The organism is Pseudomonas sp. NMI542_15, from assembly GCF_021283425.1.
Lineage (GTDB): Bacteria > Pseudomonadota > Gammaproteobacteria > Pseudomonadales > Pseudomonadaceae > Aquipseudomonas > Aquipseudomonas fortuita.
Map to the genome: position 1 here is coordinate 117,640 of NZ_JAJSRO010000009.1, position 19,471 is coordinate 137,110.

26 protein-coding genes and 2 pseudogenes are annotated in these 19,471 nt (G+C 60.4%); 18 read left to right on the top strand and 10 right to left on the bottom strand.

The window, feature by feature from the left end; all coding sequences use genetic code 11:
- The first annotated feature begins 70 nt into the window (after positions 1 to 70).
- Positions 71 to 253 carry a hypothetical protein gene (locus LU684_RS15070; protein WP_016487637.1) on the top strand — a complete coding sequence of 61 codons (183 nt, stop codon included), beginning with the start codon at positions 71 to 73 and terminating at the stop codon, positions 251 to 253.
- A 119-nt stretch (positions 254 to 372) separates the two neighbouring features.
- Here LU684_RS15070 and LU684_RS15075 read toward each other — a convergent pair whose 3' ends face one another.
- The gene (locus tag LU684_RS15075; protein ID WP_023048806.1) at positions 373 to 705 is read right to left on the bottom strand and encodes a chemotaxis protein; all 333 of its coding nucleotides are present in this window, start codon (positions 703 to 705) and stop codon (positions 373 to 375) included.
- A gap of 163 nt (positions 706 to 868) precedes the next feature.
- Between LU684_RS15075 and LU684_RS15080 the strand changes: the two genes are divergently transcribed.
- On the top strand, positions 869 to 1,693 hold the full coding sequence (locus LU684_RS15080; RefSeq protein WP_016487639.1) for a S24 family peptidase: 825 nt from the start codon (positions 869 to 871) through the stop codon (positions 1,691 to 1,693).
- 38 nt (positions 1,694 to 1,731) lie between these two features.
- Here the strand turns inward: LU684_RS15080 and LU684_RS15085 are convergent, their stop codons facing one another.
- Positions 1,732 to 2,055, bottom strand: coding sequence for a DUF1654 domain-containing protein (locus tag LU684_RS15085; protein WP_016487640.1), 324 nt, complete (start codon positions 2,053 to 2,055; stop codon positions 1,732 to 1,734).
- A 239-nt stretch (positions 2,056 to 2,294) separates the two neighbouring features.
- Here LU684_RS15085 and LU684_RS15090 point away from each other — a divergent pair, with 239 nt between their 5' ends.
- The 5 genes from LU684_RS15090 to LU684_RS15110 all read left to right on the top strand — a co-directional run bounded on the left by LU684_RS15090 (position 2,295) and on the right by LU684_RS15110 (position 5,053).
- Positions 2,295 to 2,969, top strand: coding sequence for a polysaccharide lyase family 7 protein (locus LU684_RS15090; protein ID WP_023048808.1), 675 nt, complete (start codon positions 2,295 to 2,297; stop codon positions 2,967 to 2,969).
- A 187-nt stretch (positions 2,970 to 3,156) separates the two neighbouring features.
- On the top strand, positions 3,157 to 3,393 hold the full coding sequence (locus LU684_RS15095) for a hypothetical protein (protein WP_016487642.1): 237 nt from the start codon (positions 3,157 to 3,159) through the stop codon (positions 3,391 to 3,393).
- Positions 3,393 to 3,629 carry a hypothetical protein gene (locus LU684_RS15100; protein WP_016487643.1) on the top strand — a complete coding sequence of 79 codons (237 nt, stop codon included), beginning with the start codon at positions 3,393 to 3,395 and terminating at the stop codon, positions 3,627 to 3,629. The genes LU684_RS15095 and LU684_RS15100 overlap by 1 nt, the downstream gene beginning before the upstream one ends.
- 169 nt (positions 3,630 to 3,798) lie before the next feature.
- Positions 3,799 to 3,966, top strand: a complete 168-nt coding sequence (locus LU684_RS15105) for a hypothetical protein (protein WP_156343155.1) — start codon at positions 3,799 to 3,801, stop codon at positions 3,964 to 3,966.
- A gap of 331 nt (positions 3,967 to 4,297) precedes the next feature.
- Complete coding sequence (locus LU684_RS15110; protein ID WP_143499755.1) at positions 4,298 to 5,053, top strand: hypothetical protein; 756 nt, start codon at positions 4,298 to 4,300, stop codon at positions 5,051 to 5,053.
- Between the two features lie 248 nt (positions 5,054 to 5,301).
- Here the strand turns inward: LU684_RS15110 and LU684_RS15115 are convergent.
- From LU684_RS15115 to LU684_RS15125, 3 genes and pseudogenes are all read right to left on the bottom strand, one after another.
- Positions 5,302 to 5,523: pseudogene (locus LU684_RS15115) on the bottom strand (hypothetical protein); the annotation flags it as partial.
- A gap of 141 nt (positions 5,524 to 5,664) precedes the next feature.
- Positions 5,665 to 6,720 carry an acyltransferase family protein gene (locus tag LU684_RS15120; protein ID WP_023048810.1) on the bottom strand — a complete coding sequence of 352 codons (1,056 nt, stop codon included), beginning with the start codon at positions 6,718 to 6,720 and terminating at the stop codon, positions 5,665 to 5,667.
- 95 nt (positions 6,721 to 6,815) lie between these two features.
- Positions 6,816 to 6,980 (bottom strand): annotated as a pseudogene (locus tag LU684_RS15125) (DUF2514 family protein); the annotation flags it as partial.
- A 171-nt stretch (positions 6,981 to 7,151) separates the two neighbouring features.
- Between LU684_RS15125 and LU684_RS15130 the strand changes: the two are divergent.
- Positions 7,152 to 7,310, top strand: a complete 159-nt coding sequence (locus LU684_RS15130; protein WP_232894786.1) for an integrase — start codon at positions 7,152 to 7,154, stop codon at positions 7,308 to 7,310.
- 130 nt (positions 7,311 to 7,440) lie between these two features.
- Positions 7,441 to 8,367 carry a D-alanyl-D-alanine endopeptidase gene (gene pbpG, locus LU684_RS15135; protein ID WP_016487648.1) on the top strand — a complete coding sequence of 309 codons (927 nt, stop codon included), beginning with the start codon at positions 7,441 to 7,443 and terminating at the stop codon, positions 8,365 to 8,367.
- A gap of 86 nt (positions 8,368 to 8,453) precedes the next feature.
- Here the strand turns inward: pbpG and LU684_RS15140 are convergent, their stop codons facing one another.
- A complete protein-coding gene (locus LU684_RS15140; protein ID WP_016487649.1) occupies positions 8,454 to 8,900 on the bottom strand; it encodes a hypothetical protein in 447 nt (148 codons plus the stop codon).
- A 174-nt stretch (positions 8,901 to 9,074) separates the two neighbouring features.
- Here LU684_RS15140 and LU684_RS15145 point away from each other — a divergent pair, with 174 nt between their 5' ends.
- The 9 genes from LU684_RS15145 (at position 9,075) to LU684_RS15185 (ending at position 16,618) form a co-directional block, all read left to right on the top strand.
- Complete coding sequence (locus LU684_RS15145) at positions 9,075 to 10,409, top strand: lysine N(6)-hydroxylase/L-ornithine N(5)-oxygenase family protein (protein WP_016487650.1); 1,335 nt, start codon at positions 9,075 to 9,077, stop codon at positions 10,407 to 10,409.
- A gap of 175 nt (positions 10,410 to 10,584) precedes the next feature.
- Positions 10,585 to 11,778: a PepSY-associated TM helix domain-containing protein gene (locus LU684_RS15150; protein ID WP_016487651.1), complete on the top strand. Its 1,194-nt coding sequence runs from the start codon at positions 10,585 to 10,587 to the stop codon at positions 11,776 to 11,778.
- Positions 11,775 to 12,314, top strand: a complete 540-nt coding sequence (locus LU684_RS15155) for a hypothetical protein (protein ID WP_016487652.1) — start codon at positions 11,775 to 11,777, stop codon at positions 12,312 to 12,314. The genes LU684_RS15150 and LU684_RS15155 overlap by 4 nt, the downstream gene beginning before the upstream one ends.
- Positions 12,311 to 12,631 (top strand): hypothetical protein, encoded by a 321-nt coding sequence (locus tag LU684_RS15160; RefSeq protein WP_016487653.1) that lies wholly within the window; start codon positions 12,311 to 12,313, stop codon positions 12,629 to 12,631. The genes LU684_RS15155 and LU684_RS15160 overlap by 4 nt, the downstream gene beginning before the upstream one ends.
- Positions 12,628 to 13,197, top strand: a complete 570-nt coding sequence (locus LU684_RS15165; protein ID WP_060517297.1) for a DUF6162 family protein — start codon at positions 12,628 to 12,630, stop codon at positions 13,195 to 13,197. Before LU684_RS15160 ends, LU684_RS15165 begins: the two co-directional genes overlap by 4 nt.
- A gap of 16 nt (positions 13,198 to 13,213) precedes the next feature.
- Positions 13,214 to 14,116 (top strand): metal ABC transporter substrate-binding protein, encoded by a 903-nt coding sequence (locus LU684_RS15170; RefSeq protein ID WP_016487655.1) that lies wholly within the window; start codon positions 13,214 to 13,216, stop codon positions 14,114 to 14,116.
- A complete protein-coding gene (locus LU684_RS15175) occupies positions 14,113 to 14,862 on the top strand; it encodes a metal ABC transporter ATP-binding protein (protein ID WP_023048684.1) in 750 nt (249 codons plus the stop codon). Before LU684_RS15170 ends, LU684_RS15175 begins: the two co-directional genes overlap by 4 nt.
- Entirely contained in the window at positions 14,859 to 15,758 is a 900-nt protein-coding gene (locus LU684_RS15180; protein ID WP_016487657.1) for a metal ABC transporter permease, read from the top strand. The genes LU684_RS15175 and LU684_RS15180 overlap by 4 nt, the downstream gene beginning before the upstream one ends.
- Complete coding sequence (locus LU684_RS15185; protein WP_096426225.1) at positions 15,755 to 16,618, top strand: metal ABC transporter solute-binding protein, Zn/Mn family; 864 nt, start codon at positions 15,755 to 15,757, stop codon at positions 16,616 to 16,618. The genes LU684_RS15180 and LU684_RS15185 overlap by 4 nt, the downstream gene beginning before the upstream one ends.
- Positions 16,619 to 16,778: 160 nt before the next feature.
- Here LU684_RS15185 and LU684_RS15190 read toward each other — a convergent pair whose 3' ends face one another.
- The 4 genes from LU684_RS15190 to LU684_RS15205 are packed head-to-tail and all read right to left on the bottom strand — an operon-like array spanning position 16,779 to position 19,401.
- Positions 16,779 to 17,831: a DUF1615 domain-containing protein gene (locus tag LU684_RS15190; protein WP_023048682.1), complete on the bottom strand. Its 1,053-nt coding sequence runs from the start codon at positions 17,829 to 17,831 to the stop codon at positions 16,779 to 16,781.
- 26 nt (positions 17,832 to 17,857) lie between these two features.
- On the bottom strand, positions 17,858 to 18,409 hold the full coding sequence (locus LU684_RS15195; protein ID WP_016487660.1) for a hydrolase: 552 nt from the start codon (positions 18,407 to 18,409) through the stop codon (positions 17,858 to 17,860).
- A 57-nt stretch (positions 18,410 to 18,466) separates the two neighbouring features.
- A complete protein-coding gene (locus LU684_RS15200) occupies positions 18,467 to 19,186 on the bottom strand; it encodes a thioesterase II family protein (RefSeq protein WP_232894787.1) in 720 nt (239 codons plus the stop codon).
- Positions 19,183 to 19,401, bottom strand: coding sequence for an MbtH family protein (locus LU684_RS15205; RefSeq protein WP_232894788.1), 219 nt, complete (start codon positions 19,399 to 19,401; stop codon positions 19,183 to 19,185). The genes LU684_RS15200 and LU684_RS15205 overlap by 4 nt, the downstream gene beginning before the upstream one ends.
- Positions 19,402 to 19,471: the final 70 nt, after the last annotated feature.

The window sequence follows — 19,471 nt, forward strand, 5'->3', positions numbered from 1 at the left end:
ATCGAGGAAGTTGATTTCAAAGTGCCCAGGCTGCTGCGTATGGTAGGGCCATGTTTCACAGGAGGTCCACATGGCCACTATCCAGATCATGTCCGTTGTCGGCAGCGCCGTTCCCACTTCACTGCGTGAACAGGGCCGGCTGGCATGCTGGTACCTGGTGCGCAACGGCGAAGCCGTAAGCGGCCCGATGCCGACCCTTGCTGCGGCGCAGGCCCTGGTTGAACAGTTGCAACCAGGCACCCTGGTCGCCTGACCCGAATTTGTTGTGCGTTGCTCCCTACGCCCTTTATGGCCCGCCGATCTGGCGGGCTTTTTTTTGCCGAAACGCCTGGCCGGTACTGTGTGGGGGGCGCATCGCGAGCAAGCTCGCTCCTACAGTTTTTTCGGGCCAGTGTTTTTTGTAGCCATGGCCAACTGGCTGGTCAGTGCCAGGACTTTGCCCTGTAGCCGGCCGACGCTTATCACCAGCTCGTTGCGTTCCCTGGCGAACTGGTCGGCTTTGGCCTCTGCCTCTCTGCGGGCATCGCGCTCAATGTCCAGCAGGTCGGTCAGTCGGCGGATGACTGCAATATCTGCACTGTCCATCGCACGCTCGGTTGCATCCCTGGATAACCACTTGCGCAGCCACAGACCTGCACCCAGTAACACAGTGCCCGTGCCGCTCAGCCAAGTGACTGTGCCCGGGCCGAAGTCGGTCGGATCCATGTGAACCTCATTACAGATGATGATGCCATGAGCCCCGGAGAAAAATGTCTCGCTGGCTTCCCTTGCTGGTGAATTTAATTTAGCCTACAGCTAACTTTGCCACAAGAGAAATTTAGCTATGCGCACATTTAGCAGCAAGCTAAACACTGGCATGCTTCGCCCTATGGACATCTACGACATTCGCAAGCACAACCTGGTCAAGCTCATCGGCAGCCAGAGAAAGGGATCCTGCGCAGAACGCTGGGGGATGGCGCCTGCACACCTCAGCCAGATCCTTTCCGACAAGACCGTGAAAAACCTGGGCGATGACGTGGCCCGCCGAATCGAGGGCATCGAAGGTTTGCCTCGGGGTTGGTTCGACGCACTGTCGGCAGGCGACCCTGGGCAGCCTTCGGTCGAAGCCGGCGACGGTAAACTTTCGGCAGCCGACCTGGTCAAGCAGATGCTTGCCAGAAGCGGCAGAGGCATCCCTGAAGAAACCCGCCAAAGGTTGCTGGCCGCTGCAGAAGAACCGCAGAATGCCACGCTGCTAAAGGCTGACCGTGTTCGCCCTGGCTTGGTCGGCGACGAAGTGTGGATTGCTCACTACGATGTGCGGGCTGCCATGGGCGGTGGCCAGATCCCTCACGACTACCCCGAGATGTTCACAGACGTCCGCGTCAGCCCCAGCCATCTGCGCGAACTGGGTGTGACGTTCACGGAGCACCATCACCTGAAGATGGTAACGGGCTGGGGCCAGTCGATGGAGCCGACCATCAAGCACCGCGACCCGCTGATCGTCGATGTCAGCATCCGCGAGTTCGTCGGCGATGGCATCTACTTTTTCTCCTGGGGCGACCATATTTACATCAAGCGACTGCAGATTGCTGATGAGGACCATTTCGAGATGATCTCCGACAATTCGCGGCACAAGGACCGCATGATCCGCCGAGAAGAGACCTACATCCAGGCCAGGGTCCTACTGGTGTGGAATGCCCACCTTGTGTAAAACGAAGCCCGCCTCTTAAGACGGGCGTTTGCTGAGGCTCAAAATGGCGGCGCCTCCTCCATCACCTCCTCGTTGTACTGCTCGACGCTGAAGTCGTCACGTGCTTGCACGCTGGTGCGCGCCCAGCGCACCGTCACGCTCTGGTCATCGTTGAAGGTAAGGTTCAACTCGGGCGTCTCCAGCAGCAGGCCCATCACCTCGTCCCATTCCGCATCACCGTCGGTATCCAGCCGGTGCACAACCACCCAGCGCTGCGTCTGCGCCAGCGGGTGGTTGATCATCGACGACACCCGCAGGCTAAGCCGCTCTACTCCGGTCATTCCCTGGCACTGCCGGGGGGCTGCGTTCACGTGCTTGAACATATTCTCATCCTGATATCTGTATGTTTGTACAGTATTCAGGGAAAGCTTATCTCACCGCCAAATCCACCGTAAACCCCTGCCACCGGAAAATTTCGCCTCCAGGCAATTTTGCCTATAGCGAAATTTATTTAGCCAATGGCTATTGACTTGAATTTAGCCCAAGGCTAATTTCGTTGCGCAAGCCACCGCAAAGCTGCTGGAACGCTTCGTCATTCAGGCCCTTTTCGTCAGGAGTTACCATGACCGTAGACATCAACGATCTCACCATCGCCACCCCGGTGGCGGTCTCCCCAAGCAACCCTGTAGCACTCGAACTCAGCGGTGCTGAAGCGATCGCCCGGTTCCCGAGTGTGGTGAAGGTCCTCAGCGATGGGTCAATCCAGCTTTCAGCCCCCACCAAGGGCGCTTCGAGCAAAAGTACCCACAGGACCCGCTGCGAATGGACAGAAACAGAAGACTGGACACTGGGAAGCGCCCAGGACCACTGGAATCGCCAGACCATGACGCTGACCAAGGTCAACGCGGCGCAAAAGGTGGTGATCGCCCAGATGCACGTGCGCGGGGATGACAGCCCGCCGGTGAAGGTGTTCTGGAACAAAGGCAACATTACCCTGGGGTTTCGGCGGACCTACAACCAGACCGACCCGGTAAACTCGACAGTACTCAAAGGTGTGCCGCTGGGGGGCAGGTTCGACGTGAGCCTCCACACCACGTCTGCAGGCGTGGTCAATGTAACAGCCAAATGCAACGGGGTATCCGGCACGTCCGGCGATCTACAGCTCGACAGCACCTGGTCTTCGCAGCTGTTCGAGTTCCACGGCGGCATCTACAACCAGGTTGACTATACCGACGCAACACCGGCCGACGACGGCTCGGTCTGCATCATCAGCGAACTCTCGCTGATTCATCGCTGAGCGACATTAGCCGGCAAAGCATCCCGATGCCCCGCCCCATCACAGATTGCATCGGGATGCCAACTGACCAAAAGCGCATGGTTGACGCGCGTGACACGCCACGCCAGTGATTAGTCTCGATGAGTCATATTGTTGCCTGCCCGCTCTCAGACTAATAATTACCTCTCTGCCTGGGGAGGCGCGAAACATGCAACCAAGATTCGTTATCGTTCCTGCTGTGCCAGTGGAAGGTGAATCCTTCCGCATCGGCAACCGGTTCTACGCCGCGACCGCTTCGGGCGGCTTCGATATCTATGACAACCAGGAGAAACAACGACTCAAGCGCGGCTATATCAACAAATCCGAGGCTGCGACTGCGTGCGGGTTGATGAACGCCGAGTCACGCAATCCCGCAGAGCAGTTCCCCATATTGCGAGCAGATTGATGGTTATACGCAGCCTGGCGAAAAACCTGCCTCCAGACCCCGACAAGGAGGGCTGGGTGCTCGGCTGGGGTGTGCTTCGGGACAAGCATCCATGGCATTTTGTCGACGTCTATGCCGACCAGAAGACAGCCCAGGTGGAGGCAGCGCGCCTCGGCGCTGGTTATGTTGTGGAGTACGGTTCACATCGCCTTGGCTCGAGTGAGTTCGTGTGCGGCATTACGCTTCCCGAAGGCTAGAGAGCAGCCCCGCCCATGAAACAGGGGCTCTAAAAGGCTTGCGGTATCATATGGCCGTGCCGTAAATTTCCCCTTCCTGTCATTCCTGCGTTGAGGAGTGGCGCTGAGGCCCAACACCATGTTGGGCTTTTTCGTTTTTGCGACAGGGCCATGGTTCAAGGTGTGCCGATTGTTGCGACTCATCAAAAGAAAGTTCTCCAGGGTGCTGCGAAAGTGGTTTGTCTACCTTGCGGTTGCAGGGCTGGCGGGCAACTACAGCCGACTGTTCGATCACCTTTCAATCTGGAAGCCGTGGCGAATTGCCAAGGGCCTGGCGGCCTATCTGATCGCATCCTGATACGCCTTTCACGCGGCGCAGGATTAAATTTCGTTCAACTTGCGCCCTTTAGTCATAAGGCATTCGACAGCAATTCAGCCATACTCCAGAGGTGTTTTTTGGATTTTGGCGGGTTCTAGAAAGTTACGGAGGCCCGTATTTACGGGCCTTCCAGCCCCTCTCGTCACCAGGCGGCTACGTTCCAAGCACAAGGTTAGGACCCATTAGCCCACATTTTTCGAAAGTGCTTTCGGGCTGCAGCTGGCAGATTTCCAGTTTTGTGCTAGATATTTTGATTCTTGATTTTTTTTCAAGAGCTCTCCCCAGGGATAACGTAAGCAAGGAGCTAACAATGGGAATTGTTCAAAACGCTATTAGGGCTTTAGAGAATCACGCTGACGAAAAAGCTAAAGAAGTGAAAGCTTCTTTGCAGATGTTAGATGTACTCGCTCAAACAAAACTTTCAGAAATAAAACGACTCGTTGAAGACGACATTGCCAAATCTAAGTCTGACGCTAAGTCTGGATCGCCCACCCAGATCCCTCCAGGCCTCTACATTATGCAGGACGAGGGGACTCATGTAATGTCATCTTCTGGACCGTCGGCAGGCATCAAGAATGCTGTCGACAGTCTATTACATAGTCCGGAAGCTAAATGGCGCGATGCCTTAACCGGCTTGATAGGTACTGCACTAGACACATTAATTGGTAACTCATCAGGTGCATCAAGCAACAAAAAGCTCTATTTAATCGCACTCGATGGACATGCAGCAGATCCAGATAAAGGCATCGAAGAAACATACGTTCCCGTACGCATTGACTATTGCCTGTGGACCTACAATTTCGAAAGCTCAGGCATCTCAGATATAGCAACAAATGCTATTGCCTATTACGCACAGACGTCCCTGCTTGACTACAGCAACATCCCAAGCAATCTCCAAATCGATCAATCTCTTAAGTTGATCGGAATCCCACAAGAATATCGCAACGCCATTATTGAACAGGTTCAGAAAGAGCGCGAAGCAAAACGACCTCTCAATTTGGAGAAATATCTTAAATCCGCCTCACCAGAACTGCGCGCCTCAGCTAAAAAGCTGTATTTATCGTAAAGGTAGAGCCCCACCCCTCCGTAGGGTGGGGTCTTTACAGCCAATATTTCCAACAGCATGGTCGACATCCGGCGTACTTTTCCCAGTCTTGCTGGAGCGTGCCTAACCTGACTACATCGAACACACATGCCGAGCAAATAACCCTCAACTTTGGACGAGGGGCTATCCGACGTGTTCGAGTGGTATCGGTTGGGCTCAGTCGTGAGGAATGTACGCAAACAGGGAGCTGAGTTGATAAAGCCAGCTGAGTGGAGCGGCGGCAGATCCTTGCCCCGGGCCTTGGCCACGACGTGGAGCTTGTAATCGGAGACCGCCTGGAAGAGCGACTCAGCCAGCAGGCGCAGGTGCTCGATCTCCTCTGCAGGCGCGCCATGATCCTGCGTCTGGTGGTAACAGCGCATGGCGTCGATCGCCTTCTGAATCAGCGGCTCGCCGGCCTCAACCATCCCGATGAAAGTCCGCTCATCCATGCCTAAGCTCCAAGCAGGAATGATATGGAAAGGTTTGGTCAGTAACCAACGTTGAAGCCCCATTCAAGCGTGAAACCTCCAGAGCCAAGATTAGGCTGCTTCAAAGAAAAAACCAGCAAGCAGCCTAATGGTGTGATCACGCTAGCGCTGCACTTCAATAGCCGTGCCGGCCTTAAGGGACGAGCGTGAAATAATTTTTGCCAGCGTCAGCAGATATTTCTCTACAAGAAGGTAGCATACAATTCCGCCTAGCAGCCCAGCAGTCACAGCGCCTACCGCGTACCAGACTGCCATCGCAAGGCTGGTTATCTGCCCAAACGTCGTTACAAATAGCACATACCAGATTCGTTGAGAAATTGGATGCGACAAATACAGTGAATAAGATGCCTCCCCAAACAACAGAGCGACCCTATTGATATTTGACCGAATGTACTTCTCAATCGAGATAAATCCTGCGACTAAGAAAAACGCCGGGACGCCATATACTAAAGGCCGAGTGAATAGGGTGAAATCAGCTAATACCAGCGCCACACTACTAGCCCCAACCAATAGACTTGTCGGCAAAAAACCGATACCCACCCAGCGCTGCCTGGTGACCCCTAGCAAGACGCCAAGCAGAAATTCAATGATGATCGGGCTTGTGTAGGTTTTGCCCAATGGCCCTTCTGGAGCCAAAGCAGACCCAACAATAGCAAGTGCAACTATAACTGCAGCCAAGAACAGAAGTCTCATTCTTAGGTTTTGCAATGCTAAGGAGAGACCGAATATCGCGTAAAAGAACATCTCATATGTGAGGGTCCACCCAATGGTGTATACAGGCGTGACATCACCCACATCTGGGTTTAGGGCGGGAATGAAAAACAGTGACTTAAGCAGGAATACTGGATCGACTGCGCGGGAGTTGAAAAACAAGCTTGGCATTAATAGCGCGGCAGCGACAAGCACACAGGTGAACACCCAGTATAACGGCGCCACTCTCAATATCCGCGAAACCCAAAACTCTCTTATACCTTTATTCTTACCCTCTGTGGTTACCCACATTACGAACCCGGATATAACAAAGAATATATCTACACCAAAATCACCCACCGGGTTATCGAAGTATGGTGCTACAGCAATCATCACCATGGAATGGTAGATGATAACCAGCCCAGCTGCAATGCCTCTCAAATATTGTATTCCGTAGAATTTTTCCACGCGCGCAGTCCATTGCAAGTGTATGAGATTAATTCGCCATTATCGCCAGGTACGTCGCATTTCTCAATATCTTGAGAGGCTGAAGTCTCAGATGGTTATTTTCGCCCGAGTGCGTCATAGGACGCTTCGCACTGATGACCGGCTATGCGTGCCCGGTCATAAGCCTGCGCCAACTCTCCCGCTCGTTCATCAGCCCGTGAGAGCAGCTCGGAGAGCACAATGGCGGCGCGGGTGGCTACCTCGCCTCGGGCGACAGCGGCGATATTCGCGTCTCGACGAAGTCGCCATTCATCTTCCAGCCTTCTGGCTCATCACCACACATCACCGTGCCCGAAACCGGCGGCAGGCACTTCAACCAGGCGCTAGAGGCAAAGGGGCTCAGGCACAGGCCTCAGTACAATTGCCGGCACACATATGTCACGATGTGCCTCATGTCGGGGATGAATCCAGCGTTTATTGCTGGGCAGCTTGGGTACTCGGTGCAGGTGCTTCTCTCGACCTACGCTAAGTGGTTGAATTCTGCCAACGATTGGGCGGAACTGGCGAAACTGGAAAAGAACGTAATGGGTACAGCATCGGCGCAGGATTAAATTTCGTTCACCTTGCGCCCTTTAGTCATAAGGCATTCGACAGCAATTCAGCCATACTCCAGAATGCATCGGTTTTAGGGGGAAAACCCTTGCACAGCCAACGACATACCAACTTTTAGTGAGCCTCAACGTGAAAAAATCCCTGTCCATCCTCAGCCTGCTGCTGTTGCTCACAGGTACCGCGACCCTTCCGTCGACTGCTGCTGCACAACCCCCGGCCCAAGCCCAACGAGATCCGTCCAAGTTGCATCTGGCTTCAGGCAGCGCCTTGCTGATCGACCTGAATACCAACCAGGAGTTGTATTCGAGCCACGCCGACCGCGTGGTGCCGATCGCCTCGGTCACCAAGCTGATGACGGCGATGGTGGTACTGGATGCCAAGCTGCCCATGGATGAAATGCTCACCATGACCATTGCCAACAACCCGGAAATGAAAGGCGTGTATTCCCGCGTACGCCTGGGCAGCCAACTCGATCGCCGCGAGACCCTGCTGATCACCCTCATGTCGTCGGAAAACCGTGCGGCCAACAGCCTGGCCAACGCCTACCCCGGCGGCTACCCGGCGTTCATCAAGGCGATGAATGCCAAGGCCCGCAGCCTGGGCATGGCGCATACCCGCTACGTTGAGCCGACCGGCCTGTCGACGCAGAACGTGTCCACCGCACGCGACCTGGCCAAACTGCTGATGGCCTCGCGCAAATACCCGATGCTGAGCGAGCTGTCGACCACGCGTGAGAAGACTGTGGCCTTCCGCAAGCCCAACTACACCCTGGGCTTCCGTAACACCGACCACCTGGTGAACAAGAGCAACTGGGACATCAAGCTGACCAAGACCGGCTTCACCAACGAAGCAGGGCACTGCCTGGTGCTGCTGACCCGCATGGATAACCGTCCGGTGGCCATGGTCATCCTCGACGCCTTCGGCAAGTACACCCACTTTGCCGATGCCAGCCGCATGCGTCAGTGGCTGGAGACCGGGGCCGCCAAGCCGGCACCGGCAGTGGCCATGCAGTACAAGACCGAGCGGCAGAACAAGGGGCGTGTAGCGGCCGAATAACCGCATGCCCCTGGGGCTGCACAGAACCTGTGCAGGAGCGGCCCATCGCGACGCAAGGCCGCTCCTGCAGGCGTTGCACCAGGCAGTCAGGCCGTGGCGCTGACCATCCCGCCCGAGCTGCTGCCACCCTCTTGCTGCAACAGCTCCAGCAGCTGTGCCGTGGCTGCCATGATCTGGCCGTTGATAGTGGCAATGCTTGCCTGCTTGGCGCCCACCGCAGCGGCCTTGGCCGCTTCATCCATCTTGCTGTTCTGCAGCGCAGCCAACTGCTTCTGCTCCTCGACCAGTTGCTTCTGCAGATCCTTGATCAGCTGACGCAGCTCGGATACGGCCTCTGACTCACCACTGTCTTCACTGTCCGCAGGTTGCGCCTGGCTACCCGCTGAAACTTTCATGCTGTCGCTACTGATGCTCAAGGGGCCCAGCGCCTCACCGGCCTGCTTTGCCTGTTCGCGTTCGTTGGCTGCGTTGGCGCTCAGCGTCTGCGCTGAAACGCCATTGATCATGAGGTTGCTAGCCGTAATTGCGCTCATCTCGATTCCCTGGCTGAAAGATAGGTCCTTGCCGTAACCACCCTATCGGCCATCCCTGGCAGTTCTTTAGCCCGCTTAAATTCCCCCGCGACTGGCTCGTTCCAACACATGTACTTGCGCAGGAGCCGGAGCGCCGGCGGGCGTCCAATTTCGACCATTCAGGGAATCGCAGCCATGAGCCAGTCCTCACAGCAGGAAACCATCAAAGATCTGATCGGCGTGGGCTTCGGCCCTTCCAACCTGGCCTTGGCCATTGCCCTGGAAGAACTCGCCGAGTCCCAGGGCCATGCCCTCGACGCGCTGTTCATCGACAAGCAGCAGGACTACCGCTGGCACGGCGAAACCCTTGCCACCCAGAGCGAGCTGCAGATTTCGTTCCTCAAGGACCTGGTGTCGTTGCGCAACCCCACCAGCCCCTACAGCTTCGTCAACTACCTGCACCAGAAGCAGCGCCTGGCCGACTTCATCAACCTCGGCACCTTCTACCCCTGCCGCCTGGAGTACAACGACTACCTGCGCTGGGCCGCCGACCATTTCGCCACCCAGGCGGTATATGGCCAGGAAGTGCTGCGCATCGAACCAGAGGTGAATGCCGGCCGGGTCGAGCACCTGCGCCTGGTCTCACGCGACGCCCAAGGCCGCGAATACAGCCGCCGCACCCGCTCGGTGGTGGTCGGCAGCGGCGGCACGCCAAAAATCCCGGAAAAGTTTGGTGCCTTCAAGGACGACCCGCGGGTTTTCCATCACTCCCAATACCTGAGCAGCCTCAACAAGCTGCCGTGCACCGCCGGCAAACCCATGCGCATCGCGGTGATCGGGTCGGGGCAAAGCGCCGCCGAGGCGTTCATTGATCTGAACGACAGCTACCCGTCGGTCAAGGTCGACATGATCCTGCGTGGGTCGGCCCTCAAACCCGCCGACGACAGCCCGTTCGTCAACGAAATCTTCTCACCGGACTACACCGACCTGGTCTACAACGAACCGGCCGACCAGCGCAGCAAACTGCTGGGCGAATACCACAACACCAACTACTCGGTGGTCGACCTTAACCTGATCGAGCGCATCTACGGCATCCTGTACCGGCAGAAGGTCGCCCACCAGCACCGTCACAACGTGCTGTGCCGCCGCCAGGTCGAAGCCGTGGTGGCCACCCGCGACGGCCTGGAACTGACCCTGCGCGACCTTGCCACCGGCCAGCAGCAAACCCACCGCTACGACGCCGTGATCCTCGCCACCGGCTACGAGCGCCGCTCGCACCGTGACCTGCTGGCACCGCTTGCCGGTTACCTGGACGATTTCAGTGTTGACCGCAACTACCGCGTACTGGCAAGCCCCGACCTGCAGGCGTCGGTTTACTTGCAAGGGTTCTGCGAGAACAGCCACGGCCTGAGCGACACCCTGCTCTCGGTGCTGCCCGCCCGCGCTGCGGAAATTGGCCGGGCGCTGTACCAGGACCTGGCGCAGTTGCACGGCAAACCGCAACCGGCCGTGGCCATGACCCACGCCTGACCCCGCTGCTGCATGCCTTCAAAGCCGGCCTGACGCCTCGCGCACAGGCCGGCTTTGCGCTTAGAAACATTTGCTTGCATTTAAAACGGCAGGTTTTCAATTCTCATTCGTCCTTATCAGTACAGCCCTCTTTGGTTGGGCACACGCTCGACCACCCAATGCAGAAGACCGTCTGATGGCCAAATCACCGAAAAAATCCAAATCCAGGCTGTGGTTCCTGGTCCATAGCTGGCTCGCCCTGCCGATCTGGTTCTTTGTGCTGATTGTCTGCTTTACCGGCATGCTCGCCGTGGTCAGCCAGGAAATCGTCTGGCTCGCCAACCCCGATGTGCGCGCCAGCAAACCCGATGCCGACGCCGAGCGCCTTAGCTTCCAGCAAGTGCTGGACGCCCTGCACAAAGCCGAACCGGACATGGTCGTGGACTCGCTCATACAGCCCGACGGCTCACACTTTGCCCTCACGGCCGATGTCACCTTCCCCGACGGCACCAGCCCGACGCTGTACGTCAACCCGTACACCGGTGCCATCCAGGGCAAGTCCCCCGACTTCAACTTCGAAGCCTTCACCCGCGCCCTGCACGGCTGGTGGCTGGTGCCGTTCACCAACGGCTTCAGCTGGGGCTGGTACCTGGTGTCGATCCTTGGCTTGCCCATGCTGGCATCGCTGGTAACCGGGCTGGTGGTGTACAAGAAGTTCTGGAAGGGCTTCTTCAAACCGGTACGCACGGGGCATGGTTCGCGCATCTTCTGGGGCGACCTGCATCGCCTGGCGGGCGTCTGGTCGATCTGGTTCATCGCGGTCATTTCCATCACCGGTACCTGGTTCCTGATCCAGGCAATCCTGTTCGACAACCACATCACCATTTCCAGCCGGCCCATCGTGCCGGTGATCGCCCGCGAAGAAGTGCCGCAAACACCAGATGGCAGCCCTGCCCCGCGCATTGACCTCGATGAGGCGGCACGCATCGCCGGCCTGGCCATTCCCGGCCTGGATATCACCTTCGTTTCGTTGCCGTCTACCGCTTACAGCCATGTTTCAATGGGCGGGCGCGGCTGGTATCCGCTGATGTTCCAAAGCGCCGAAGTCAATCCTTACACGCGCAAAGTCGACAGCCAGTTCCTGCTCAGCGACCGCTCCACGCTGGAGTTCGTCACCGAGTCCATGCGCCCCTTGCACACCGGCGACTTCGGCGGCCTGCCGATCAAGCTGATCTGGTTCTTCTTCGGGCTGATACTCACCCTGATGGTGTTCAGCGGTTTGCTGATCTGGACCAAGCGCACCGCGCAGGCCACCGCCGCCGCCCTCAAGCGCAGCGAACGCGCACCCCGTACCGAACGCGCCCAGACCTCCCTGGAGACCCAATCATGAGCCACGCCCAGGCCGTACCCGCCAGCCCACTGAAGCAGTGGTGGCTGAAGTGGCGTTTCCACCTGAACATCCTGCTGATCCTGGTACCGCTGGGCTTCATGCCCAAGTATTTCAACGACGCAAAGCTGTTCCGTGGCGACGCCGGGCTGGGTGCCAACGTGATCACCGGTATCCAGGCAGGCCCCTACACCCTGGATTTGGCTGAACTGCGTGACGAAGCACCACGCCCGGACGGCCCCGCTGGCGATTTCAAATCCTTCAACGCAGCGCTGTGCAAGGCCTGCATCAATGACGTCAAGGCCGTTTACCTGCGCATTGGCAAACCGCGCAGCCTGCGTGCCGCCGGCACGATCTTCTTTGGTGCGCCTTATCGCATGGGCACCAACCTGCCCATCCCGCCCCGCACCAAGCCTGACGCACAGATCTGGATCACCCTGGAAGGCTGGGACGGCAGCATGCACCAGGCGTCGGTCCCCCTGGCCAAAGCATCGCCAGCCACCGTGGCCTGGCTCGAAAAACAAGGAGGCAAGAAATGAAACAGCTGATGCGAACCCTCGCCCTGCCCTTGCTGGTACTGGCCGCCGGCCCCGCCCTGGCGCATAACCCGATGTGCGAATGCGAAGAAACGGCCGGCGGCCAGGTCAAGTGCACCGGCGGTTTTTCGGACGGTAGCGGTGCCCCCGGGGTGACCCTGGATGTGATCGGTTATGACGAACAGGTGCTGGTCGGCGGCAAGCTTGGCGACGACTCGACACTCACCTTCAAGCGCCCGGACGGCGAGTTCTACGTGCTGTTTGATGCCGGCCCAGGGCATGTCGTGGAAGTCGACTACGCCGATATTGGCCAGCCATGAGCCGCGCCCAAGTGATTCGCCCGGCCGGCGCCGGGCACGAAACCCTGTACGTGCTGCTGATCAGCCTGCTGATCGTGCTGCTCGCCGCCAGCGTGGTGCTGCTGCGTGGCGAGCGCGAAGACGAACAGACCATCGCCAGCCACCAGATCGACGCCCGTCGCGACCTCACCGCCGCCGAGCAAGGCCTGTACACCGACCTGCGGGTGGCCTTCGACGAGATCCAGCTGCTGCGTGAAGAAAACGCTGCCGTGCCTAGCGTGCAGGCCCTGGCCGAAGAAGGCCTGCCGCCCTTCGTGGTCGACGCAGGCAGCCAGAGCCGTGGCGGCCACCACTGGTCATGGCTGGAGCCCGGCGCCTACCTGGGCCGCAGCCAGGCCCCTGAAGTCGCCGGCAGCCTGCTGCTGATCCTGCCGGCCGAGAGTACTGGCCAGGCCGATGTCTGGCTGCGCCGCGACAGCGCCGCCACGCCCCCGGACGACCTCGGCCAGGCGGCACTGATTGCCGCTGGCTGGCAGCAGGTGGTCAGCCACTACGACGCCGGGGTTACCCGCGAACACCGTCACTGAACCCAAGGACTTCCCCATGTTCCGCTCCGCCCTCGCCCTGCTCCTGGCGCTTGCCCTGCCGGCAACGGCCCTGGCCGATAACGGCAAGCCGCTGCGCATCGGCATCACCCTGCACCCCTACTACAGCTACGTGACCAACATCGTCGGCGACAAGGCCGAAGTGGTGCCGCTGATTCCAGCGGGCTTCAACCCCCACGCCTACGAGCCACGGGCCGAGGACATCAGGCGCATCGGCACCCTGGACGTGGTGGTGCTCAACGGCGTGGGCCACGACGACTTCGCCGACCGCATGATCGCCGCCAGCGAAAAGCCCGGCATCAATACCATCGAGGCCAACCAGAACGTTCCATTGCTGGCGGCCACCGGTATTGCCGCCCGCGGCGCCGGCAAGGTGGTCAACCCACACACCTTCCTGTCGATCAGCACCACCATCGCCCAGGTCAACAACATCGCCCGTGAACTGGGCAAGCTCGACCCGGACAACGCCAAGCTCTACACGCAAAACGCCCGCGCCTACGCCAAGCGCCTGCGCGCCCTGCGTGCCGATGCCCTGGCCAAGGTCACCGAGGCCCCCAGCGCCACCTTCCGGGTGGCCACCATCCACGCCGCCTACGATTACCTGGTCCGCGACTTCGGCCTGGAGGTGACCGCCGTGGTCGAACCGGCCCACGGCATCGAACCCAGCCCGGCCCAGTTGAAAAAGACCATCGACCAGCTCAAAGCCCTGGACGTGAAGGTGATCTTCTCGGAAATGGACTTCCCGTCGGCCTATGTCGAAACCATCCAGCGTGAATCTGGTGTGCGCCTGTACCCGCTGACGCACATCTCCTATGGCGAATACACCAAGGACAAGTACGAAGTGGAAATGAAGCGCAACCTCGACACCGTGGTCCGCGCCATTCAGGAGAACCGCGCGTGACCGCCGCCGCCAACCTGCTGACGGCCTGCGGGCCACGCATCGAGTTCGCTGGCATCGACCTGACGCTAGGCCGCACACGCATCCTTGAACAGGTCGCTTTCACTGTGGCCGCCGGCAGCGTGCATGCCATCGTCGGCCCCAATGGCGGCGGCAAGAGCTCGCTGATCAAGACCCTGCTCGGGCAGATGCCGCATCAGGGCCAGTTGACCCTGCATTGGCCAAGCGCACGCGAGGTGATCGGCTATGTGCCGCAGGCCCTGGAGTTCGACCGCGGCCTGCCGATGACCGTGGACGACTTCATGGCCGCCATGTGCCAGCGCCGCCCCGCCTTTCTCGGCCTGTCGCGGCGGGTGCAACCGGCCATAGACGCCGCCTTGGCGCAGGTCGGCATGCTAGACAAACGCAAGCGGCGCATGGGTGCGCTGTCCGGGGGCGAGCGCCAGCGCGTGCTGCTGGCCCAGGGCTTGATCCCCGAGCCGCAGTTGCTGGTGCTGGACGAACCCATGTCGGCACTCGATGAAGCCGGTATCCAGGTGTTCGAGCAGTTGCTCAAGGGCTGGCGCCAGGCGGGCACCACCGTGCTGTGGATCGAGCACGACCTGGAAGCGGTGCTGCGCCTTGCTGACCGGGTAACCGGCCTGAGCCGCAAGGTGCTGTTCGACGCCCCCCCCGCCCAGGCCCTGACCCCGGAGCGCCTGCTCGGCCTGTTCTCTGTTCACCCGCGTAGCGAGAGCCTTGCCCCATGAGTTTTGAAGCATTTCGCCAACTGGTCCAGGACTGGGCCACCGCTGGTTACCTGCCCGAGGCGCTGGCCTACGGTTTCGTGGTCAACGCCCTGTTGGCCGGCCTGATGATCGGCCCGGTGCTGGGCGGCCTGGGCACCCTGGTGGTGGTCAAGCGCTTCGCTTTCTTCTCCGAGGCAGTGGGCCATGCCGCGCTGACCGGGGTGGCCATCGGTATCCTGCTGGGCGAGCCCTACACCGGCCCTTACGGCAGCCTGTTCGGCTACTGCCTGCTGTTCGGCATCCTGCTCAATTTCCTGCGCAACCGTACCGGGCTGTCGCCGGACACCCTGATTGGCGTGTTCCTGTCGGTGTCGCTGGCGCTGGGCGCCAGCCTGCTGTTGATGCTGGCGGGCAAGATCAACGTGCACATCCTCGAGAACGTGCTGTTCGGCTCGGTGCTGACCGTCAGCGGCCAGGACCTGGTGGTGTTGGGCATCGTCGCGGTCCTGGTGCTGGCTTTGGCGCTGCCGCTGTACAACCGCATCATGCTGGCCAGCTTCAACCCACAGCTGGCAGCTGTGCGCGGGGTAGCGGTGAAAACCCTGGACTACCTGTTCGTGGTGCTGGTGACTTTGGTGACCGTGGCCGCCGTGAAGGTGATCGGGGCCATCCTGGTCGGCGCGCTGCTGGTCATTCCCGCTGCCGCCGCTCGCCTTGTCAGCCAGTCGCTCAAGGGCTTTTTCTTCCTGTCGGTGGTGATTGCCACTGTCAGCACCCTGTTTGGCATCCTGCTTCCGATCGTGTTCGACCTGCCAGTACCGTCAGGCGCCGCCATCATCCTGGTCGCGGGCATCTGCTTTGCCCTGGCCGCCCTGGCCCGCGCCCTTGTCCCTCGCCTGCAAGGAAACCCGGCATGAACCTGAAACGCCTGACCCTGGCGCTGGCCCTGGCCGGCCTGCCGTCGCTGTCTTTTGCCACACAAGTGCTGACCACCCTGCCCGTCACCCACAGCCTGGCCAGCGCCCTGCTCGACGGCACTGCGGTACAGCTAAAACGTGCGGCGCCGGCCAACCTGCCGGCCAGCCGGCAGCCGTCGTACTTCAGCGGGCGCGGTGGCGCCAGCCTGGAAAAAGCCGCACAACAGGCCGACGCGGTAATCGGTGTGCGTTCGATCTGGCGTGACGACCCGCTGTACCCGATGGCCCGGCGCAGCAACATCCGCATCGTCGAAATCGATGCCGCACGGCCGGTGGATGGTGCGCTGCCAGGGATTGCAGTCTCCGGTGATGATGCCTATGGCGCCTACCCTTGGCTCAACCCGACCAACCTCGGGCGTATGGCCGATGTGGTGGCCAATGACCTGGAGCGCCTGGCCCCGGGTGACAAAGCGAAGATCCAGGGCAACCTGGCGGGGCTCAAGCGCCAGCTGCTGGAGCTTTCTGCCAGCAGCCAGACACGCCTGGCCAAGGTCGACAACCTGACGGTGGTGAGCCTGTCCGAGCGGTTGGGTTACCTGGCCAGCGGGTTGAACCTGGATGTGGTGGAGCAACCGCTGCCGACCGAATGGGATGCTGCCGCGCTCAAGGCGCTGGAGGAGAACCTGAAAGCGCAGGATGTAGCACTGGTGCTGGACCACCGCCAGCCGGAGGCCGCAGTAGCCGAAGCGATCAAGGCCGCCGGGGCGAAGCTGGTGGTGGTGGAGAGTGACCCTGACGATGCGTTTGCAGGGCTCAAGACCAGTGTCGACCAGGTGGTTGGGGCATTGGGCGAAAGCTGATCGAGCAGGCCGATGTGGTCAATGTGGGAGCGGCCTTGCGTCGCGAAAGGGCTGCACAGCAGCCCCGCAATTTTTGTATCAACGCAGAAACCCTGGGGCCGCTATGCGGCCCTTTCGCGACGCAAGGCCGCTCCCACAATGGATCGCGTCAGCTGAAAAGTTAACGCTTCATGCACCGCTGATAGCGCTCGTCCACCCGCCCGGCAAACCACGCCGTGGTCAACTTGCGGGTGATCTTGGGGCTCTTCAGTTCGATCCCCGGCAATACCGCCCGCGGCACAGGTTTACCGGCCTTGGCATCTGCCAGGGCAAACACCCCGCTGTACAACTTGCTGTCCTCGAACGCCAGGCTGTCGCCCTCTTCCAGCTGGCTGCGAATCTGCGGGTTACGCAGCCCCAGCTTCGCCCCCAGCTTTCTTGCGGCTTGCTCGGTGGCACCTGGCATGATCGCCCCAGGTGCAATCAGGTCGCCGTCCAAGGCAAGCGGCACGCCGGTCGCCTTGCCCAATGCGGCCTGGAACGCCGCGTTGCGGCTGGCGTACCAGCCCGCGTTGAAATCGGCAAAACGGTAGAGCTGGCGTTCGTAACTGGCGGGGTAGCCCAACAGGTGGGCGATGCCGAAGTACATGCCGCCGCGCCGCGTGAACACCTCCTGGCGAATCGTGCCGTCATGACTGTAGGGATACGCCTGCGCATGCTTTTCGGCGAAGTCGATGCTGACCTGCATCGGCCCGCCGGTGCGCACCGGGTTCAGCCCGTCCAGCAAGGTCTTGCCCAGCGGTACACGGGCGATGACCTCGTCGTAAAGCTCGCTCAGTTGCTTCTCGCTGCGCACCGCCTGCAAACGCTGCTGGTAGCTCTGGCCGTTACCGGAGGGCGCCTTGAGCGCACCGTCAACCAGTAGCCTGGGGATATGCAAGCGCCCGGCACGGCGGTCGATTTCCTCGCGGGCGATACGCCCCAGGTTGGGCACCTGCGGGTCGGCAGTGAAAGTGGATTCCTGCTCGGTCACCGCCAATACAGCGCACAAATTGCTTTTGCTCGGCGTAATACGCTGGGCCTCGAACGCCACTTGGATGTCCTTGGCCCAGCCTTCGCGGTCCTTGGCCTGCGCAGGCAGCAACCGCAACAGCTGGGCGCGGACTTTGGCCGGGTCCGCCTCGGGCGCTTCTTCACGGCGCCCGGCACAGCCTTGCAGCAGCGCCAGCGCCATCAACCCGGCAGCCAGTAACCGGCCGTTCAGGGCTGTTCACCGACCAGGTAGGTTTTGCTGATGTGGCGAAACAGCGGGTGGCCGGCGCTGCCCATCAATTCGAACAACACCATCTCGCGGGTCACCACCTGCGCCCCGGCCTCACGCATGCGCGCCAGGCCCGCCGCCTTGCTGGCAGCGGTACGGCTGTCGCAGGCATCCTCGACCACGAACACTTGCTTGCCCAAGGCCAGCAGGCCAAGCACCGTCTGTAGCACGCAGACATGGGTTTCCATACCACACACGATCACCTGCTCACGCGCCATCAGGCTCGCTGGCAGGCAACCGGCAGCCACACAGGAAAAATGGCTTTTCTCCACCACTTCGGCTGCCGGTGCTGCGGCCAGCAGTGGCGCCAAGGTATGCCCCAGGCCCTTGGGATACTGTTCGGAAATCACCGTCGGAAGCTCCAGCTCGGCGGTCGCCGCCAACAACCAGCGTGCCCGTGCCCGAGTACCCTCAGGGTCGCTCATGGCGTCGATGAGTTTTTCCTGGATGTCGACGACCAGCAGCGTGGCCTTGTGTGGATCGATCAGCATTGTCCGCCCCTTGCCTGGGAAAAGGCCTAGCCTCCCCCAGGCAAGCGGTGACGTCAATCAGGCAGAAAGCCGAAGCGGTTCCAGTGAAGCCGTGAGCGCGCCAAGCACGTGGTCCTCCTGCTCATGGATGAAGAAGTGGCCACCGGGAAACATCTGCAGCGAGAACTCGGCTTGGGTTTCCTGGCGCCAGGCCTGCAATTGCTCGTCGCTGGCCCGGTCATCCGCCCCGCCCAGCACGTGCAGCGGGCACTGCAACGCCGCCCGCTGGCGGTAGGCGTATGTGCCGCAAAGCAGAAAATCGGCGCGCAGGGTAGGCAAGGTCAGGCTCATCAGCTCGGCGTTGGCCAGCACTTCCTCAGGGGTACCCTGAAGCTCACGCAACTCGCGGATCAGCTCGGCGTCGCTCTTGGGCTCGCCCCAGTTCTTGCCGTCGTAGTCTTCGCGCCGGGAGGGTGCCGCCGTACCGCAGGCAAACAGGGCCAGCGGCGCGGGGCAGCCCAGCGCCTGCAGCTCATGCGCCAGCTCGAAGGCCAGCAATGCACCCAGGCTGTGGCCGAGCAACGCATAAGGGGCGCTCGTCGCCAGGCGCTGCTCGCTGGCCAGTTGCCGGGCCAGCACTTGCATGTCGGTGTGCAGCGGCTCGGCCATGCGTGCGCCGCGCCCGGGCAGCTCCACCGGGCGCACTTGCAACCAGGCGGGCAGTTTGCGCCGCCAGCGGTTGTAGACCATGGCGCTGGCCCCGGAGTACGGCAGGCACAGCAGGTTCAGCGCGGTCACTGGGCGGCTTCGGCCATTTTCTGACGCAGGCTCAGCGGGCGCATGTCGGTCCACACCTCGTCGATGTAGGCCAGGCATTCCTTCTTCAAGCCGCTCTTGCCGACGGCACGCCAGCCGTTGGGGATGGCTTTGTAATCTGGCCAGATCGAGTATTGCTCTTCGTGGTTGACCACTACCAGGAACTGGATATCGTCGCGGTCGAAAACGGAAGTCATTGCCTGTCTCCTTGAATGATGAGTGCCGCTGCACGCCTGGTGCAGGGGGCTTTCAAGTAGACGTAGCACG

What these genes read in the sequence shown, in the direction of transcription:
- LU684_RS15070 (WP_016487637.1), top strand. Translation starts at nt 71, where the DNA reads ATGGCCACTATCCAGATCATGTCCGTTGTCGGCAGCGCCGTTCCCACT.
- LU684_RS15075 (WP_023048806.1), bottom strand. Translation starts at nt 705, where the DNA reads ATGGATCCGACCGACTTCGGCCCGGGCACAGTCACTTGGCTGAGCGGC.
- LU684_RS15080 (WP_016487639.1), top strand. Translation starts at nt 869, where the DNA reads ATGGACATCTACGACATTCGCAAGCACAACCTGGTCAAGCTCATCGGC.
- LU684_RS15085 (WP_016487640.1), bottom strand. Translation starts at nt 2,055, where the DNA reads ATGTTCAAGCACGTGAACGCAGCCCCCCGGCAGTGCCAGGGAATGACC.
- LU684_RS15090 (WP_023048808.1), top strand. Translation starts at nt 2,295, where the DNA reads ATGACCGTAGACATCAACGATCTCACCATCGCCACCCCGGTGGCGGTC.
- LU684_RS15095 (WP_016487642.1), top strand. Translation starts at nt 3,157, where the DNA reads ATGCAACCAAGATTCGTTATCGTTCCTGCTGTGCCAGTGGAAGGTGAA.
- LU684_RS15100 (WP_016487643.1), top strand. Translation starts at nt 3,393, where the DNA reads ATGGTTATACGCAGCCTGGCGAAAAACCTGCCTCCAGACCCCGACAAG.
- LU684_RS15110 (WP_143499755.1), top strand. Translation starts at nt 4,298, where the DNA reads ATGGGAATTGTTCAAAACGCTATTAGGGCTTTAGAGAATCACGCTGAC.
- LU684_RS15130 (WP_232894786.1), top strand. Translation starts at nt 7,152, where the DNA reads ATGTCGGGGATGAATCCAGCGTTTATTGCTGGGCAGCTTGGGTACTCG.
- LU684_RS15140 (WP_016487649.1), bottom strand. Translation starts at nt 8,900, where the DNA reads ATGAGCGCAATTACGGCTAGCAACCTCATGATCAATGGCGTTTCAGCG.
- LU684_RS15145 (WP_016487650.1), top strand. Translation starts at nt 9,075, where the DNA reads ATGAGCCAGTCCTCACAGCAGGAAACCATCAAAGATCTGATCGGCGTG.
- LU684_RS15150 (WP_016487651.1), top strand. Translation starts at nt 10,585, where the DNA reads ATGGCCAAATCACCGAAAAAATCCAAATCCAGGCTGTGGTTCCTGGTC.
- LU684_RS15155 (WP_016487652.1), top strand. Translation starts at nt 11,775, where the DNA reads ATGAGCCACGCCCAGGCCGTACCCGCCAGCCCACTGAAGCAGTGGTGG.
- LU684_RS15160 (WP_016487653.1), top strand. Translation starts at nt 12,311, where the DNA reads ATGAAACAGCTGATGCGAACCCTCGCCCTGCCCTTGCTGGTACTGGCC.
- LU684_RS15165 (WP_060517297.1), top strand. Translation starts at nt 12,628, where the DNA reads ATGAGCCGCGCCCAAGTGATTCGCCCGGCCGGCGCCGGGCACGAAACC.
- LU684_RS15170 (WP_016487655.1), top strand. Translation starts at nt 13,214, where the DNA reads ATGTTCCGCTCCGCCCTCGCCCTGCTCCTGGCGCTTGCCCTGCCGGCA.
- LU684_RS15180 (WP_016487657.1), top strand. Translation starts at nt 14,859, where the DNA reads ATGAGTTTTGAAGCATTTCGCCAACTGGTCCAGGACTGGGCCACCGCT.
- LU684_RS15185 (WP_096426225.1), top strand. Translation starts at nt 15,755, where the DNA reads ATGAACCTGAAACGCCTGACCCTGGCGCTGGCCCTGGCCGGCCTGCCG.
- LU684_RS15190 (WP_023048682.1), bottom strand. Translation starts at nt 17,831, where the DNA reads ATGGCGCTGGCGCTGCTGCAAGGCTGTGCCGGGCGCCGTGAAGAAGCG.
- LU684_RS15195 (WP_016487660.1), bottom strand. Translation starts at nt 18,409, where the DNA reads ATGCTGATCGATCCACACAAGGCCACGCTGCTGGTCGTCGACATCCAG.
- LU684_RS15205 (WP_232894788.1), bottom strand. Translation starts at nt 19,401, where the DNA reads ATGACTTCCGTTTTCGACCGCGACGATATCCAGTTCCTGGTAGTGGTC.